Genomic DNA, 16,309 nt, shown 5'->3' on the forward strand with positions numbered 1-16,309 from the left:
CGAAGCACGCCTCAGGTAAACAGGGCGTTTACCTGATCGTTGGTCATCACCCCGATCTGGGTGGAGGAGAAGCCCGCCACCTGGGTTTCGGTCAGGGCCGCGATATCGGCCGTTTCCAGCGCGGCGACCTGCGTCGTGCTGAAGGCGGCGATCTGCGTCGTGCTGAACCCGCCCATCTGCGACGTGGTCAGCGCCGCGATGGAGGTGGTGCTGAGCGCCACCACCTGGGTGGTGTTCAGCGCCGCGACCTGGCCCGTTTCGAGCCCGACCTGCTGGGTCGTGGACAGGCCCGCGATCGCCGTGGTGCTCAGCGCCGTCACCTGCTCCGTCGTCAGCGCCGCCAGCTGGCTCGAGGACAGCGCCCGGATCTGGGTGGAGGAGAGGACATTGACGTCCGCCGTCTCCATCCCCGGCAACTGGCCGGTGCCGAGCGCGGCCACCTGGGTGGTGGTCAGCGCCGCGACCTGGGTCGTGCTGAGCGCGGCCAGCTGGGCCGTGGTCAGCCCGCCCATCTGGGTCGAGCCGAACCCGCCGATCTGGGTCGTGGTCAGCGCACCGACCTGGGTCGTGGTCAGGCCCGGCACCTGGGTGGTGGTCAGCGCGGCGAGCTGCGTCGTGGTCAGCGCGCCGGTCTGCGTCGTGGTCAGCGCCCCAAGCTGCGCCTGGTCGAGCCCGCCGATCTGCGTGGTGCTGAGGACGGCGAGGTCCGTCGTCTCCAGCGCCCGCATCTGCGAGGTGGTCAGGGCGCCGACCAGGGTGCGCGTCAGCGCCCCGACCTGCGTCGTCGTCAGCGCGGCGAGGTCCACCGTCTCCATCCCCACGATCTGGGTGGAGGAGAGTGCCGAGATCTGCGTCGTGCTCAGGGCGCCGATCTGCGTCGTGGTCAGCGCGGCGACCTGCGCCGTGGTCAGCCCGCGCACCTGGGTGGTGCCGAGCCCGCCCACCTGCGTAGTGCTCAGCGCGCCGAGCTGGGTCGTGGTCAGCGCGGCGATCTGCGTCGTGTTCAGCCCCAGCAGCTGGGTCGTCGACAGCGCGCCCACCTGGGTGGTGGTCAGGCTCGCCATCTGCGTGCTGGTCAGGCTGCGCAGCTGCACCGTGCCGAGCGCGGCGAGGTCCGTCGTCTCCAGCGCCGCGAGCTGCGTCGTCGCGAGCGACCCGAGCTGCACCGAGGTCAGGCCGGTGGCCTGGGTGCTGCTGAGCGCCGCGATGTCGGTCGTGTCCAGCCCGCGCAGCTGCGTGGTGCTGAGCGCGCCCACCTGGGTGCTGGTCAGCGCCCCGATCTGCGTCGTGGTCAGCGCGCTGACCTGCGAGGAGGAGAAGCCGACCACCTGGGTGGTGGTCAGCGCGCCGACCTGGGTGGTGGTCAGCGCCTCGACCTGCGTCGTCGTCAGGGCACCGACCTGGTCCTGGTTGAGCGCGCGGATCTGGGTCGTGTTCAGCACCGCGAGGTCGGTCGTCTCCAGCGCCCGCAGCTGGGTCGTGTTCAGCACGTCCAGCTGCGTGGTGTTGAAGGCGCCCATCTGGGTGGTCGAGAAGGCGGCGATGTCGGCCGTCTCCAGCCCCAGGATCTGGGTCGCGGTCAGGGCGCCGACCTGGGTCGTCGTCAGCACGCCGATCTGCGTCGTGGTCAGGGCACCGACCTGCGCGCTGGTCAGGCCGCGCAGCGCCGTGGTGCCGATGGCCCCGATCTGCGTGGTCGTCAGCGCCCCCACCTGCGTCGTCGTCAGGCCCGACAGCTGGGAGGAGTTCAGCGCATTCACCTGGGTGGTGGACAGCGCGCCGAGCTGGGTCGTGCTGAAGCCGCCCATCTGACTCGAGCCGAGGCCGAGGATCTGCGTCGTGGCGAGCGCCGCGACATCCGTCGTCTCGAGCGCACCCACCTGGGTCGTTGCCAGGCTGCCGATCTGCGCCGAGGCGAGGCCGCGGATCTGCGTCGTGGAGAGCGACGCGATGTCCGTCGTGTCCAGCGCCCGCAGCTGCGTCGTGGTCAGCGCGCCGACCTGGCTGCTGGCCAGCGCGGCAAGCTGCGTGGTCGTGAGCGTGGAGACCTGGGCCGTCGTCAGGCGCGCGATCTGCGTGGTGTTGAGCGCGGCGACCTGCGTCGTGGTCAGGGCATCGACCTGCGTCGTCGTCAGCGCCGCGATCGCGGAGCCGCCGAGGGCACCGATCTGCGTCGTGGTCAGCACGGCGAGGTCGGTCGTCTCGATCGCCGAGACCTGATTCGTCGCCAGCGCGCCGACCTGCGTCGTGGTCAGGGCGCTGACCTGGGTGGTGCTGAGGGCGGCGATGTCCGCCGTCTCCAGCGCCTGGACCTGCCGGCTGGACAGCCCGCGGATCTGGGTCGTGGTCAGGGCGCCGACCTGGGTGGTGGACAGCGCCGCGACCTGCGTCGTGGTCAGCCCGCCGATCTGGGTGGTGTTGAGGACGGCGACATCCGTCGTCTCCAGCGCCGCGACCTGGGTGGTCGACAGGCCGGCGACCTGGGCCGAGCCGAGCCCGCCGATCTGCGTCGTGGTCAGCGCGGCGATGTCGGTGGTCTCAAGGCCCCGCAGCTGGGTCGTGGTCAGCGCGCCGATCTGCGTGCTGTTCAGGGCGCCGAGCTGCGTCGTCTCCAGCGCGGTGATGGCGCTGGACGTCAGGCCGAGGACCTGGGTCGTGGTCAGGGCGCCGATCTGGGTCGTGGTCAGCGCGGCGACCTGCGTCGTCGTGAGGCCACTGATCTGCGAGGAGGTCAGCCCACGCACCTGCGTCGTGGTCAGGACCGCGAGGTCCGTCGTCTCGAGCGCCCGGAGCTGCGTGGTGGACAGGCCGATGGTCTGGCCCGTGGAGAGCGCGCCGACCTGGGTGGTGCTCAGCGCCGCGATGTCGGCGGTGTCGAAGCCGCCCACCTGCGTCGAGGTGAGGGCAGCGACCTGGGTCGTGGTCAGCGCCGCGACCTGCGTCGTCGTCAGCGCGCCGACCTGGGCGGTGTCGAGCCCGCGGATCTGCGTCGTGTTCAGCGCCGCGACGTCGGTCGTCTCCAGCGCCGCCACCTGCGAGGTGGCGAGGCCGGCGATCTGCGCGCTGCGCAGCCCCGCGATCTGCGTGGTGCTGAGCGCCGCGATGTCGGTCGTGTCGAGCCCGCGCAGCTGCGCCGTGGTCAGCACGTTGACCTGGGTGCTGGTCAGGGCGCCGAGCTGGGTCGTGGTCAGCGCCGCGACCTGCGTCGTCGTCAGGGCCGCCACCTGGCCGGTGGTCAGCGCGCCGACTTGCGTCGTGGTCAGCGCATCGACCTGCGTGGTGCTGAGCGCGGTGATGGTGGAGACGCCGAGCGCGCGGATCTGCGTCGTGGTCAGCACCGCGAGGTCGGTCGTCTCCAGCGCCGCCACCTGCGTGCTGGCGAGCCCGGCGACCTGCGTCGTGGTCAGCGCATCGACCTGCGTGGTCGTCAGGGCGGCGATGTCGGCGGTCTCGAATGCCTGGATCTGGCGGCTCGACAGGCCGCGGATCTGCGTCGTGGTGAGCGCCGCGACCTGGGTCGTGGACAGCGCCGCGACCTGGTTGGTGGCAAGCCCGCCCAGCTGCGTCGTGTTCAGCGCGACGATGTCGGTCGTCTCCAGCGCCGCGACCTGGGTCGTGGACAGGCCGGCAATCTGGCTGCTGCGCAGGCCGCCGATCTGCGTCGTCGTCAGCGCGGCGATGTCGGTCGTCTCGAGGCCACGGAGCTGCGCCGTGGTCAGCACGCCCACCTGGGTGCTGGTCAGCGCGCCGAGCTGCGTCGTGTCGAGGGCACCGATAGCCGTGGAGGTCAGGCCCGGCACCTGCGCCGTGGTCAGCGCGCCGATCTGGGTCGTGGTCAGCGCCGCGACCTGCGTCGTGGTCAGGCCGGACAGCTGGGTCGAGGTGAGCCCGCGGATCTGCGTGGTGCTGAGGACGGCGAGGTCCGTCGTCTCCAGCGCCCGAAGTTGCGTGCTGCTGAGCCCCGCGACCTGCGTCGTCGTCAGCGCGCCGACCTGCGTCGTGCTCAGCGCCGCGATGTCGGCGGTATCGAAGCCGCCCACCTGGGTGCTGGTCAGCGCACCCATCTGGGTGGTCGTCAGCGCCGCGACCTGGGTCGTGGTCAGCGCGCCGACCTGTGCGGAGGTGAGGCCGCGGATCTGCGTGGTGTTGAGGACGGCGATATCCGTCGTCTCCAGCCCGCCGATCTGGGTGGTGGTCAGGGCGGCCAGGTGGCCGCTGCGCAGCCCGACGACCTGGGTCGTGGTCAGGGCCGCGATGTCGGTGGTCTCGAGCCCACGCAGCTGCGTCGTCGTCAGCGCGTTGATCTGGGTGCTTGTGAGGGCGCCGATCTGGGTGGTGGTCAGCGCCGCGACCTGCGTCGTGGTCAGCGCCGCGACCTGGCCGGTCGCGAGCGCGCCGACCTGCGTCGTCGTCAGCGCGTCGATCTGCGTCGTGGTCAGCGCCGCGATCGCGGTCGGCGCCAGGATCCGGATCTGCGTGGTGCCGAGGATCGCGAGGTCGGTCGTCTCCAGCGCCGCGACCTGCGTGCTGGTCAGGCCCGCGACCTGCGTGGTGGTCAGCGCATCGACCTGCGTGGTGGTCAGGGCGGCGATGTCGGCGGTTTCGAAGGCCTGCATCTGCCGGCTCGACAGGCCGCGCAGCTGGGTCGTGGTGAGGGCGCCGACCTGGGTGGTCGAGAGACCCACGATCTGCGCGGTGGTCAGGCCGCCGAGCTGGGTCGTGGTGAGCGCGGCGAGGTCGGTCGTCTCCAGCGCGGCAAGCTGGGTCGTGGACAGGCCAGCGATCTGGCCCGTCCGCAGGCCGGCGATCTGGGTGGTGGTCAGGGCGGCGATGTCGGTCGTCTCGAGCCCGCGGAGCTGCGCCGTGGTCAGCACGCCCACCTGGGTACTGGTCAGCGCGCCGAGCTGCGTCGTGTCGAGCGCGCCGATCGCCGTGGAGTTCAGGCCCGGCACCTGCGCCGTGGTCAGCGCGCCGATCTGCGTCGTGGTCAGCGCTGCGACCTGCGTCGTGGTCAGGCCAGCCAGCTGGGTCGAGGTCAGGCCGCGGATCTGCGTGGTGTTGAGGACGGCGATATCCGTCGTCTCAAGCGCCCGGAGCTGCGCGCTGGTCAGGCCGGCGATCTGCGTGGTGGTGAGTGCGCCGACCTGGGTCGTGTTCAGCGCGGCGATGTCGGTGGTCTCAAGGCCGAGGATCTGCGTCGCGGTCAGGGCGCCGAGCTGCGTCGTGGTCAGCGAGGCGACCTGGGTCGTGTTCAGCGCGCCGAGCTGGGCGGAGGTCAGGCCGCGGATCTGCGTGGTGTTGAGCGTCGCGAGGTCGGTCGTCTCGAGCGCCGCGACCTGCGTCGTCGTCAGGCCGGCCAGCTGGCCGCTGCGCAGCCCGGCCACCTGGGTGGTGGTGAGCGCGGCGACATCGGCGGTCTCGAGCCCGCGCAACTGCGTCGTCGTCAGCGCATTGACCTGGGTGCTGGACAGGGCGCCGACCTGCGTCGTGGTCAGCGCGGCGATACCGGCGGAGGTGATGGCGGCGGTCTGGGTGGTGGTGAGCGCGCCGATCTGGGTCGTGGTCAGCGCCTCGACCTGCGTGGTCGTCAGCGCGCCGATCGCGGTCGCGCCGAGCGCGCGGATCTGCGTGGTGTTCAGCGCCGCAAGGTCGGTCGTCTCCAGCGCGCGGACCTGGGTCGAGTTCAGCGCCGCCACCTGGGCGGAGCCGAGCGCCGCGACCTGCGTCGTGCTGAGCGCCGCGATGTCGTCGGTGCCGAGGCCCGGGATCTGGCGGGAGGACAGCCCGGTGATCTGGGTCGAGGTGAGGGCCGCGACCTGCGTGGTTGACAGCGCCGCCGTCTGGGTCGAGGTCAGGCCCTGCAACTGCGCCGTCGTCAGCGCGGCGAGGTCCGTCGTCTCCAGCGCGGCGATGGCGGTCGTCGTCAGGCCGGCGATCTGGCCGCTGCGCAGCCCGGCAATCTGGGTGGTGGTGAGCGCGGCGATGTCGGTGGTGTCGAGGCCGCGCAGCTGCGCGGTCGTCAGCACGCCGACCTGCGTGCTGGTCAGCGCGCCGAGCTGCGTGGTGTCGAGCGCCGCGATCGAGGTCGAGCTCAGCCCGCCCACCTGGTCGGTGCCGAGCGCGCCGACCTGGGTCGTCGTCAGGGCGCCGACCTGGGTGGTCGTCAGCGCCGCGATCTGCGTCGAGGTCATCCCGCGCAGCTGCGTCGTGTTCAGGGCGGCAAGGTCGGTCGTCTCGAGCGCGCGCAGCTGCGCCGTGGTCAGCGCCGCCACCTGCGTCGTGCTGAAGGCGCCGATCTGGGTCGTGGACAGCGCCGCGATGTCCGAGGTTTCCATCCCCCGCAGCTGGGTGGCCGTCAGCGCGTTAACCTGCGTGGTCGTCAGGGCGCCGACCTGGGTGGTCGAAAGCGCCGCCAGCTGGCCGGAGGTGAGCCCGCGCACCTGCGTGCTGCTCAGCACCGCGAGGTCGGTCGTCTCCAGCGCCCCGACCTGGGTCGTGCTCAGCGCGGCGATCTGGGAGGTTCGCAGCACCCCGACCTGCGTGGTCGTCAGCGCGGCGATCTGCGTTGTCGCCATGCTCCGGATGGCGGTCGTCGTGAGGCCAGCGATCGTGGTGGTGGTCAGACCCTGGATCTGCGTCGTCGTCAGGGAGGAGATCACGGTCATCGCTGGCTCCAAGCCGGTTTAGCGTCGTGCGGACACCGCCGTGCCCGCCATGCGGGCGACGACGCCAAGACGTGCCACGACCTTCTGTCGGCACGGCGTCTCTGGCGAAGGATGCAGGGGGTCTGCTTGAGCAACAGTTAAGGAGAGAGAAGATGACGTTCCGCGACAGGTCACGGTTCGCGGAGACTCTCCTGCACGCCACGCAGCACGGGGGAGAGGAAGTAGGACAGGACGCTGCGCGTGCCGACGCGCACTTCCGCCGTCACCGTCATGCCGGGCGTCGGCGCCGCGCCGTCCGGCAGGCCGATCAGCGCCGGCGCATCGAGCGTGACCTGGGCGCGATGCACCGCGCCGCCGGCCATCTGGCCGGGTTCCGGCCCCTCGGCGCCCTGGCGTGGCGGGCCGGATTCCTGCGCGATGGCGCGCAGCCGGCCGGTCAGAAGCCCATGCCGCTGGAAGGGGAAGGCGTCGATCTTCACCACCACCGGGTCGCCGGCGCGGGCATGGCCGATATCGGCAGACCGCAGCGTCACCTCGGCGATCAGGGGCGCGCCGGCGGGCACCAGGCTTACCAGCGGCTCCGCCTCCCGCATCACCGAGCCGACCGAGCGGCGCGCGACTTCCAGCACCGTGCCGTCGGCCGGGGCGGTCACAACGGTGAGCTCGGCGAGCCGCGTCGCCTTTGTCAGCGCTTCCTCGACGCGGGTGAGTTCGCCGCGCAGGCGTGCCACTTCCTCGAGGATCTGGCGGCGCCAGTCGTCGAGGAAGCCCTGCCGTTCGGACCGCTTCGATTCCAGCGCGTGCCGCAGTTCCTGCATCCGGCCGCGATCGTGGTCGCGCTGCTGCTCGGCCTGCAGGCGGCGGGCGCGCGCTTCCAGGAATTGCAGGCGGGAACCGATCTGTCCTTCAAGCAGCCGGGCGCGCAGCGCCTCCACGTCGCGGGCGATCGTCACCTGCTCGGCCAGCGCGACGTCGTTTTCCTCGAGCGTGCGGATCGCGGCTTCCTGGCCGCGGATATCCTCCTCCAGGGCGCGGAGGCGCGCGGCGAGGAAGGCCTGGCGCTGGGTGTGCAGGCTGGCCTGGATCAGCGCGTCGCGGTCCTCGCCGGCGGGCGGGGGCAGGCCGGCGAGCTCCGCCTCCATGCGGGCGAGCTGGGCGGCGAGGGCGCGCCGCTGGCCCGACAGCGCGGCGCGGTCGGCCTCGGCGAAGGAGGGGTCGAGCACCGCCAGCACCTGGCCCTGGCGCACGACCTCGCCGGGACGGACGCGGATTTCCCGGATGACGGCGCGTTCGATCGGCTGCAGCACGATCGGCGGGGCGTCGGGCGCGAGCCGCCCGGTGCCCGACACGACCATGTCCACCTCGGCCACGCCGGCGATGCCGACCAGCCCCGCGAACATGGCGGCGACGACCCAGTGCATGCTGCCGAGCATCCGCGGCGGCGGCTCGTTGATAAGGGCCTCCAGCTCGTCCTGGAACGGCACGGCCTCGGCCACGGGCGGCGCGGCCGCGGGTTCGCGCCGTGGCGGCGCGCCGCGTTCGCTCCGGCGTGTCCGGGCGGCTAGCGCAGGTGCTGGGTCTGCTGGTGCCATAGGTGCCGATAGACGTCACAGCGTTCGAGCAGCACGTCGTGCGGGGCGAAGTCGACCGCGCGGCCCTGCTCGAGCACGAGGATGGAATCCGCCCGCACGAGCGAGGACAGGCGGTGGGAGACGATGACCATGGTCCGCCCGCGGCCGATCTCGGCGAGGTTCGCCTGGATGATCGCCTCGCTGTCCGGGTCGAGCGCGCTGGTCGCCTCGTCCAGGATCAGCAGCGGCGGGCGGGTCAGCAGGGCGCGGGCGATGGCGATGCGCTGGCGCTGGCCGCCGGAGAAGTTCGACGCGCCTTCCTCGACCATGGTGTCGTAGGCCATGGGCAGGCGCTCGATGAATTCCTGCGCGCCGGCCAGCCGCGCGGCTTCCAGCACCTCCGGCAGCGGGGCGTCGGGACGGGCCGCGGCGATGTTGTCGCGCAGCGTGCCGCGGAACAGCAGGTTTTCCTGCAGCACCACGCCGACATGGCGGCGCAGGTGCTCGAGGTCGATGGTGCGGATATCCGCTTCCCCGAAGCGGATGAGGCCTTCCTGCGGCGCGTGGATGCCCTGGATCAGCCGCGTGACCGTGGTCTTGCCGGACCCCGAGCGGCCGACCACGCCGATCATCTGCCCCTGCTCCACGGTGAAGGAAACGCGGTCGAGCGCGGGGCTGGCGGCGCCGGGGTAGCGGAAGGTGACGTCCTCGAAGCGGATGGCGCCGGAGACCGGCGGGCGGGCGAGGCGTTCCCTGGCCCGGCCCTCGGGCTTTGCGTTCATCACCGTGCCGAGCATCCGCACCGACAGCGCGGCTTCCTGGTACTCGTTGATCAGCGTGACGATCTGAACGAGCGGCCCGGTCACCTTGCCCGAGAGCATGGTGAAGGCGACCAGGGCGCCGACCGTCAGGCTGCCCTCGAAGACCAGCGCCGCGCCCAGCCCGAGCACGGTGATCTGCATCAGCCGTTCCAGCACGCCGGTCGCGACCGAGCCGAAGGCCGAGATGCGGCCGACGTCGGCATGGGCGCGCACCGCGGTCGCGACCTGCCCGTCCCAGGCGCGCTGGCGCACCGGTTCCAGCACCAGCGACTTGACCGCGCGCATGTTGTGCAGCGTCTCGACCAGATGCGCCTGGCGCGCGCCTTCGGCGGCATAGAGCCCGTTCAGCCGGCCGCGGAAGGACGGCACCATGGCGCCGATCACCAGCGCGATGGCCAGGGAAAAGCCGAGCACCACGAGCGTCAGCACGCCGGAATAGATGGCGAGCAGCACGAGCAGCACCGGCAGCAGCGCCGCGTCCAGCAGCGTCTGGAACAGCCGGCCGGTGAGGAAATGCCGCAGCTTCTCCGTCTGCTGCATGTGTCGGACGACCACGCCCGCCGCATGCGTCTCGAAGAAGGACAGCGGCAGGGAGAGCAGGTGCCGGAAGGTCCGCGCGCCGAGCCGCGCATCGACCTTGTTCGACGCCAGCAGCATCAGCCTCTGTCGGGCATAGGTGAAGAAGCCGTCGAACAGGGCGAGCACGATGAAGACGGCGACGACGACATAGAGCGTCTGCCAGGCCTGGTGCGCCACCACCTTGTCGATCAGCACCTGGAACAGGAGCGGGATCGCGAAGGCGATCAGGTTCGACAGCACCGCGGCGATGGCGACGCCGGTGAAGAAGCGGCGGTGGCGGGCGATTTCCGGCAGGAACCAGGAAAAGCCGAAGGGGCGGTCGTCCTCCGCCAGCGCGGTGGCGCGGCGGCACAGGATGAGCGTGCCCGACCATTCGGCTACGAAACGGTCGCGGGGGACGAGGCGGACGCCTTCCGCCTCCTCCGCCGGGTCGAGCACCGCCGCGGCGAGTTCCCCGTCCGGGCCCGGGACGACATGGACCAGGATGACCCAGGACCCGTCGCGACGCACCGCGAGCGCGGGATAGGCGCTGCCGAGCCGCGTCGCCTTGTCCCAGGAGCAATGCGACAGCGCGCGCGCCTTCAGCCCGAGCCGGCGCATGGAGCCGAGCACGGCCGGCAGCATGTCCGGCCCCTGGGCCGTCGGCAGCTCATCCGGCGCCATCTGCAACCCGTGGTGCATGGCGATCAGGAAGAGGCTCCGCAGGGCTGTCAGTTCTGGCGCCAAGATGCGTTCCGCCGGGGATAGGACCCGCAAGGTACGGGAGCACCCTTGCGGTCGCGTTAAGCGGGGCGACCTGGCCTGACCGACCGGCGTGAATGTTCAGAATCTAGGCGGCGACGTCGAATCCGAACAAGAATTCACCAATTCTGACTCTATAGCCGAAAATTCGCGCAGATTCCGGCTCCGGGACGATTGCTGCACATGCTCACAGGGACCTAGCCTCGCGTATCCGGAACGTGGAGGCGGCGATGAAGCTCGGGGTCTTCCTTCCCATCGGGAACAACGGGTGGCTGATCTCCACCACCTCCCCCCAATACATGCCGACCTTCGAACTGAACCGTGAGGTGACGCTCAAGGCCGAGCGGTTCGGCTTCGACTTCGCGCTGTCCATGATCAAGCTGCGCGGTTTCGGCGGGCCCAGCCGCTACTGGGACTTCAACCTCGAAAGCTTCACGCTCATGGCTGGCCTCGCGGCGGTCACGACGCGCATCAAGCTCTTCGCCTCCGTCGCCATCCTTTCCATTCCGCCCGCGCTGATCGCGCGGATGGCGACGACGATCGACGCCATCGCGCCGGGGCGCTTCGGCGTGAACATCGTCACCGGCTGGCAGAAGGCCGAATACGAGCAGATGGGCATCTGGCCGGGCGAGGCGCATTTCGCCCGCCGCTACGAGTACGCCGAGGAATACGCGTCGATCCTGCAGGATCTGTGGGACGACGGCGTGTGCGACCACAAGGGCGAATTCTTCCACATGACGGATTGCCGCGTCGCGCCGACGCCGTCCGGCAAGGTCGACATCATCTCCGCCGGCCAATCCAACCGCGGCATGAAGTTCGCGGCCGAATACGCCGACTACAACTTCATCAGCGCGGGCGGCATCAACGACGTCGCCCAGGTGGCGCCGCACACCGAGCGCCTGCTCGCCGCCAACGCCGCCGCCGGCCGGTCCTGCGAGGCGATGCTGCTGATGATGATCATCGCCGACGAGACGGATGAGGCGGCGATGGCGAAGTGGAACCACTACGTCGAAGGCACGGACGTCGAGGCGCTGGCCTGGCGCGACGGCCAGGCCGCGGCCGATGTGAAGGCGGAAGCGCATTCGACCGTGGGCCGAATGGTCCGGTCCGACCGCGTGCCGACCAACATGCTGCGGCTGATCGGATCCTACGAGACGATCGCGCGGCAGATGGACGAGCTTGCCGCAATCCCCGGCCTCGCTGGCGTCATGCTCACCTTCGACGACTACCTGGTCGGCATGGAGCAATTCGGCACGCGCATCATGCCGCTGATGACGTCGCGCATGCCGGTCGCCGAGGCGGCCTGACGATGCCCGAGGGGCCGATGATCGCCCAGCTCGACCTGGAGCTGCGCGGCGTCCGCAAGCGCTACGGCAGCTTCCTCGCCGTCGACGGCGTCTCGCTCAAGGTCGAGAAGGGGCAGTTCGTCTGCCTGCTCGGTCCCTCCGGCTGCGGCAAGACGACGACGCTGCGCTGCGTCGCGGGCCTCGAGGAACCCGATGAGGGCGACATCCTCATCGGCGGCCGCCAGGTGACCGGCGATCCGCCCTGGAAGCGCGACATAGCGATGATGTTCCAGGACTTCGCGCTGTTCCCGCATATGAGCGTCGCCAAGCAGGTCGGCTTCGGGCTCGAGATGCTGAAGAAGCCGCGCGCGGAGATCGGCAAGCGTGTCGCCGAGGTGCTCGCGGCCTTCGAGATCGCGCACCTGGCCGAGCGCCGCCCGGCGCAGCTTTCGGGCGGGCAGAAGCAGCGCGTGGCGCTCGCCCGGGCCATGATCACGGAACCCCGCATCCTGCTGCTCGACGAGCCCATCGGCGCGCTCGACTACGCGCTGCGCGAAGCGGTGATGCTGGAGCTGAAGGCGCTGCAGCAGCGCACCGGCATCTCGTTCATCTGGGTGACGCACGACCAGAACGAGGCCTTCTCGCTCGGCGACCATGTCGTGGTGATGAACCATGCGCGGATCGAGCAGCAGGGCCCGCCGGAGGACCTGCTCTCGCGCCCCCGCACCGCCTTCGTCGCCGGCTTCATCCAGGGCAACAACGTGCTGCGCGGCAAGGCAGGCGCGGCCGAGGCCGGGGTGCTGCCGGTCGAGACCGCGGATGGGCGCTTCCACGTGCCGATCATCGGCGCGGCGCCCGCACCGGGCAGCGAGGTCTCCTTCTCCGTCCGCGCCGAGCGGATCGAGGAAGGAGAGAACGACCTGCCCAACCGCATTGCCGCGCGCTGCACCACGGTCGAGTATTTCGGCGCCTTCCGCCGCCACGTGCTGTCCAGCGGCAGCGGCGTCACGCTGAAATGGGACCAGTTCGGCGCCCTGCCGCCGCGCCTGCGCGCGGGGACGGAGACGACGCTGGGCTGGCGCACGGAAGATTCCGTGCTGCACGCATGAGCACGATCCGGCACCGCTCCGCCGCCGCCTTCTGGCTTGCCGTTCCGGCGGGCACCTGGATGCTGGCGGCGGTGGTGGTGCCGACGCTGCTCATCGTGTGGGTGTCCTTCTGGGGCGGGCGGGCCTTCTCGGCCTCCTCCCCGCTCACCTTCGACAACTATGCGCGCTTCTTCGCCAACGCGGCCTATCTGCGGCTGATCGGGCAGACCTTCCTGCAGGCGGCGACGCTGATGCTGATCTGCGGCACGCTCGGCTACTGCATCGCGTATTTCCTGGTCTGCAAGGTCCGCGACGCGCGCTGGCGCACCGCGTTGTTCCTCGCCTTCATCATCCCGTTCTGGACCAGCACGCTGATCCGCGCGATCGCCTGGGTTCCCTTCCTCGGCACCAATGGCGTGATCAACCAGGCGCTGATGGCGACCGGGCTGACGGAACGACCGATCGAGGTGTTTCTCTATTCCATGACCGGCGTGACCATGGCGCAGGTCTCGCTCTACACCATGCTCGCGGCGGGGCCGGTCGTGTACATGCTCGCCTCCATCCCGCCCGCGCTGCGGGAGGCGGCGATGACGCTGAAGGCGGCGCCCGTCACGGTGTTCCGCCGCATCGTCTTCCCGCTGACGCTGCCCGGCGTCGTGATCGGCCAGGTGCTGGTGTTCCTGAACGTGATGGCGGATTTCGCCACCGTCGCGACGATCGGCGGCAACAAGTTCGCGCTGCTCGGCAACCTGGTGCTGAACTTCTACGAAGGTTCCCAGCTGCGCTTCGCCGCGGTCGCCGCGGTGCTGCTGATGGGCTGCATGCTGGCCGGCGTTGTGCTCGCCCTGCGCGTCGTCGACATCCGGCGGCTGGGGGCGCGCTGATGCACTGGAAGACGCGCTCCCGCCTCACCGGCTGGATCCTCGGCACGGTCACGGTCGGCTTCCTGCTGTACCAGTGGCTGCCGATCTTCGTGCTCGGGCTGCTGTCCTTCTCGGGCCCGACGGGCGGTACAACCTTCCCGATGAACGGCGTCTCCCTGCACTGGTACCGGGAGCTTTGGGACGCCTCCATCATGAACGACTTCAAGCCGCCGGTGCTGCGGTCCTTCCTGCTGGCGCTGGCCTGCTCGGCCACCACCGTCGTGCTGTCGGTCACGGCCGCGCAGGCGGTGCGCGGGCAGTTCCGTGGGCACAACCTGTTCTTCTACCTGCTCCTGCTCGGCATCATGGCGCCGGGCATCCTGGTGGGCTTCGGCTTCGCGCTGATGATGCGGCTGCTGGGCGTCGATCCGTCCTGGGACACCACCGCCTACATCACGCATGTCTCCTGGACGCTGCCCTTCGGCTTCCTGACCATGCTCGCGGTGTTCAACCGCTTCGACCCGAAGCTCGAGGAAGCGGCGCTGACCCTCGGCGCGTCGCGCGTCACCGCCTTCCGGCGCATCACCCTGCCCATCGTGCTGCCGGGCGTGATCGGCGCGGGCCTGTTCGGGTTCTCGCTCTCCTACGACGAGTATCCGCGGAGCCTCTTCACCACGGGTGCGGACCTGACGCTGCCGCTCGCGGTGATGGCGCAGCTCGACCGGCAGCTGACGCCGGAACTCTACGCCATCGGCACCACCACGACGCTGTTCTCCTTCCTCGCCATCGGCGTCTTCACCTTCGCCTTCTGGACGCTGCGCCGCCGCGTCCAGCCCCGCTGACCCTACGCACAAGGAACCACGCATCATGACGATCGGACGTCGCCATCTGCTCGGGGCCAGCGCTGCCGGCCTCGCCATGCCCACGGTCGCGCGCGCGCAGGCGCGGGTGATCAACCTGGCTGGCGCCTCCTTCGACATGCGGGAGCCGATCCTGCGCGAATTCGCCCGGCGCACGAGCATCACGCCGCGCCCCTGGGTGAACCCGTCCACCCAGGCGCGCGTCGACCGCGTGCGCACCGCGCCGGTGGACTGCATCACAACCGACGCGCCCTTCGCCGCCTATGGCCGTGGGGAGAACCTGACCCAGCCGATCGACATCTCGCGCATCCCGAACTGGGCGAAGATGCATCCGCTGCTGAAGGATGGCCGCGCGACGCCGACCAGCCCGCTCGGCCTCGGCGCCAATCCGGGGCGCATGATGTACACCTCGGACGCCAAGACCCAGGCGATCTTCATGCCGACCTTCTTCCAGATGGACAGCATCGGCTACAACACGCGCCACGTTCAGGCCGAGAACAACGAGCTCTCCTGGGGCGAGCTGTTCAATCCGAAATACCGCGGCAAGGTCGCGCTGTTCGGCATCGACTGGCTCGGCATGCTCGACGCGGCGCTGGGGATGAAGGCGCTCGGCCTGATCAACCCGGCCGACATCTCGAACCTGACGAACAGCGAAGTCGACACCGTCGTCGCCTTCCTCAAGGAGAAGAAGCGCGAAGGCCATTTCCGCGCGCTCTGGCGGGCCTATGGCGAACTCGTGAACCTCATGGCGTCGGAGGAAGTCTGGATCGCCGATGCGTGGTGGCCGGTGATCGTGGAGGTCGCGGGCCGCGGCATCCCCGTCCGCTACGCCGTCGCCAAGGAAGGCTACCGCGCCTGGTGCCAGGGCCAGGCGATCTCGGCCACCACGCGGAATCTCGACGCCTGCTACGAATGGCTGAACTTCTGGCTGGAAGGCTTCGCCGGCGCGCGCCAGACCGAGATCGGCTACTTCGCCTCGGTCGACACCTACGGCCAGTACCTGCCGCCCGAGACCATCCGCCAGGTCTATGGCGGGGAAGGCCGCGACGGCGGATCGCTGGAGGATCGTTCCCAGCGCGTCTTCGTCTGGAACACGCGCCCGTCCAACCTTGAATACTACACGGAGAAGTGGAACGAATTCCTCGCCGCCTGAGCGGAGGGGAAAGCGTGATCGAGGAAGGCAAGACGGCGCGGCAGCTCTACGCCGAGATCAAGGCCGCGCCCACGCGCCGGCGCTTCGGCTTCGGCCGCCGCGCCGCGCTGATCAACATCGACGTGCAATGCGCCTACACGCAGCCGCAGACCTACGTCACCGCCTATGAGACCGACCCGCGGCAGATCGAGCACATCAACGCGCTCGCCCACGCCTTCCGCGCGCGCAGCTGGCCGGTGGTCTGGACCTATGTCTCCTACCTGCCCTCGGGCGAGGATTGCGGCGTCTGGGGCACGCGCTCCGACACGCCGGACAGCCTGCAGAACATCAAGGAAGGCTCGCCGCGCGCGGCACTCGATCCGCGGACGGAACGCGCGCCCCCCGACATCCTCATCAACAAGCGCATGGCGAGCGCCTTCTTCGAGACGAACCTGCGCTCGCTGCTCACCTTCCACGGCACGGACACGGTCATCGTCACCGGGGGCTCGACATCGGGCTGCGTGCGCGCAACGGTGGTGGACGGCCTGTCCTGCGGCTACCGCATGATCGTGCCGGAGGAATGCGTGGCCGACCGCCACGAGGGCCCGCATTTCGCGAACCTCTACGACATGGCGGTGAAATACGCGGATGTGCTGCCGGTGGCCGAGGTGCTTGCCGCCATCCCGCGCCTGGAGGGCTGACG

9 protein-coding genes are annotated in these 16,309 nt (G+C 70.2%); 6 read left to right on the top strand and 3 right to left on the bottom strand.

Features of this window, described 5'->3' with window-relative positions; all coding sequences use genetic code 11:
- Nucleotides 1-11 precede the first annotated feature (11 nt).
- The 3 genes from J5Y09_RS00380 to J5Y09_RS00390 form a co-directional block, all read right to left on the bottom strand.
- Entirely contained in the window at nucleotides 12-6,665 is a 6,654-nt protein-coding gene (locus J5Y09_RS00380) for a hypothetical protein (RefSeq protein ID WP_209350161.1), read from the bottom strand.
- 170 nt (nucleotides 6,666-6,835) lie between these two features.
- Nucleotides 6,836-8,161 carry an HlyD family type I secretion periplasmic adaptor subunit gene (locus tag J5Y09_RS00385; RefSeq protein WP_209349733.1) on the bottom strand — a complete coding sequence of 442 codons (1,326 nt, stop codon included), beginning with the start codon at nucleotides 8,159-8,161 and terminating at the stop codon, nucleotides 6,836-6,838.
- Between the two features lie 65 nt (nucleotides 8,162-8,226).
- Nucleotides 8,227-10,362 (bottom strand): peptidase domain-containing ABC transporter, encoded by a 2,136-nt coding sequence (locus J5Y09_RS00390; protein ID WP_245216716.1) that lies wholly within the window; start codon nucleotides 10,360-10,362, stop codon nucleotides 8,227-8,229.
- 245 nt (nucleotides 10,363-10,607) lie between these two features.
- On the opposite strand from J5Y09_RS00390, the gene rutA reads away from it, so the two are divergent.
- The 6 genes from rutA to J5Y09_RS00420 are packed head-to-tail and all read left to right on the top strand — an operon-like array spanning nucleotide 10,608 to nucleotide 16,307.
- Complete coding sequence (gene rutA, locus J5Y09_RS00395; protein WP_209349734.1) at nucleotides 10,608-11,684, top strand: pyrimidine utilization protein A; 1,077 nt, start codon at nucleotides 10,608-10,610, stop codon at nucleotides 11,682-11,684.
- Between the two features lie 2 nt (nucleotides 11,685-11,686).
- Nucleotides 11,687-12,772 carry an ABC transporter ATP-binding protein gene (locus J5Y09_RS00400; RefSeq protein ID WP_209349735.1) on the top strand — a complete coding sequence of 362 codons (1,086 nt, stop codon included), beginning with the start codon at nucleotides 11,687-11,689 and terminating at the stop codon, nucleotides 12,770-12,772.
- Nucleotides 12,769-13,635, top strand: coding sequence for an ABC transporter permease (locus J5Y09_RS00405; RefSeq protein ID WP_209349736.1), 867 nt, complete (start codon nucleotides 12,769-12,771; stop codon nucleotides 13,633-13,635). Before J5Y09_RS00400 ends, J5Y09_RS00405 begins: the two co-directional genes overlap by 4 nt.
- Nucleotides 13,635-14,456 carry an ABC transporter permease gene (locus J5Y09_RS00410; RefSeq protein ID WP_209349737.1) on the top strand — a complete coding sequence of 274 codons (822 nt, stop codon included), beginning with the start codon at nucleotides 13,635-13,637 and terminating at the stop codon, nucleotides 14,454-14,456. The genes J5Y09_RS00405 and J5Y09_RS00410 overlap by 1 nt, the downstream gene beginning before the upstream one ends.
- Nucleotides 14,457-14,481: 25 nt before the next feature.
- Nucleotides 14,482-15,627, top strand: coding sequence for an ABC transporter substrate-binding protein (locus J5Y09_RS00415; protein ID WP_209349738.1), 1,146 nt, complete (start codon nucleotides 14,482-14,484; stop codon nucleotides 15,625-15,627).
- Between the two features lie 14 nt (nucleotides 15,628-15,641).
- A complete protein-coding gene (locus J5Y09_RS00420) occupies nucleotides 15,642-16,307 on the top strand; it encodes an isochorismatase family protein (RefSeq protein ID WP_209349739.1) in 666 nt (221 codons plus the stop codon).
- The last annotated feature ends 2 nt before the right edge of the window (nucleotides 16,308-16,309 follow it).

The sequence above is a fragment of the Roseomonas nitratireducens genome (assembly GCF_017813355.1).
GTDB classification, from domain to species: Bacteria; Pseudomonadota; Alphaproteobacteria; order Acetobacterales; family Acetobacteraceae; genus Neoroseomonas; species Neoroseomonas nitratireducens.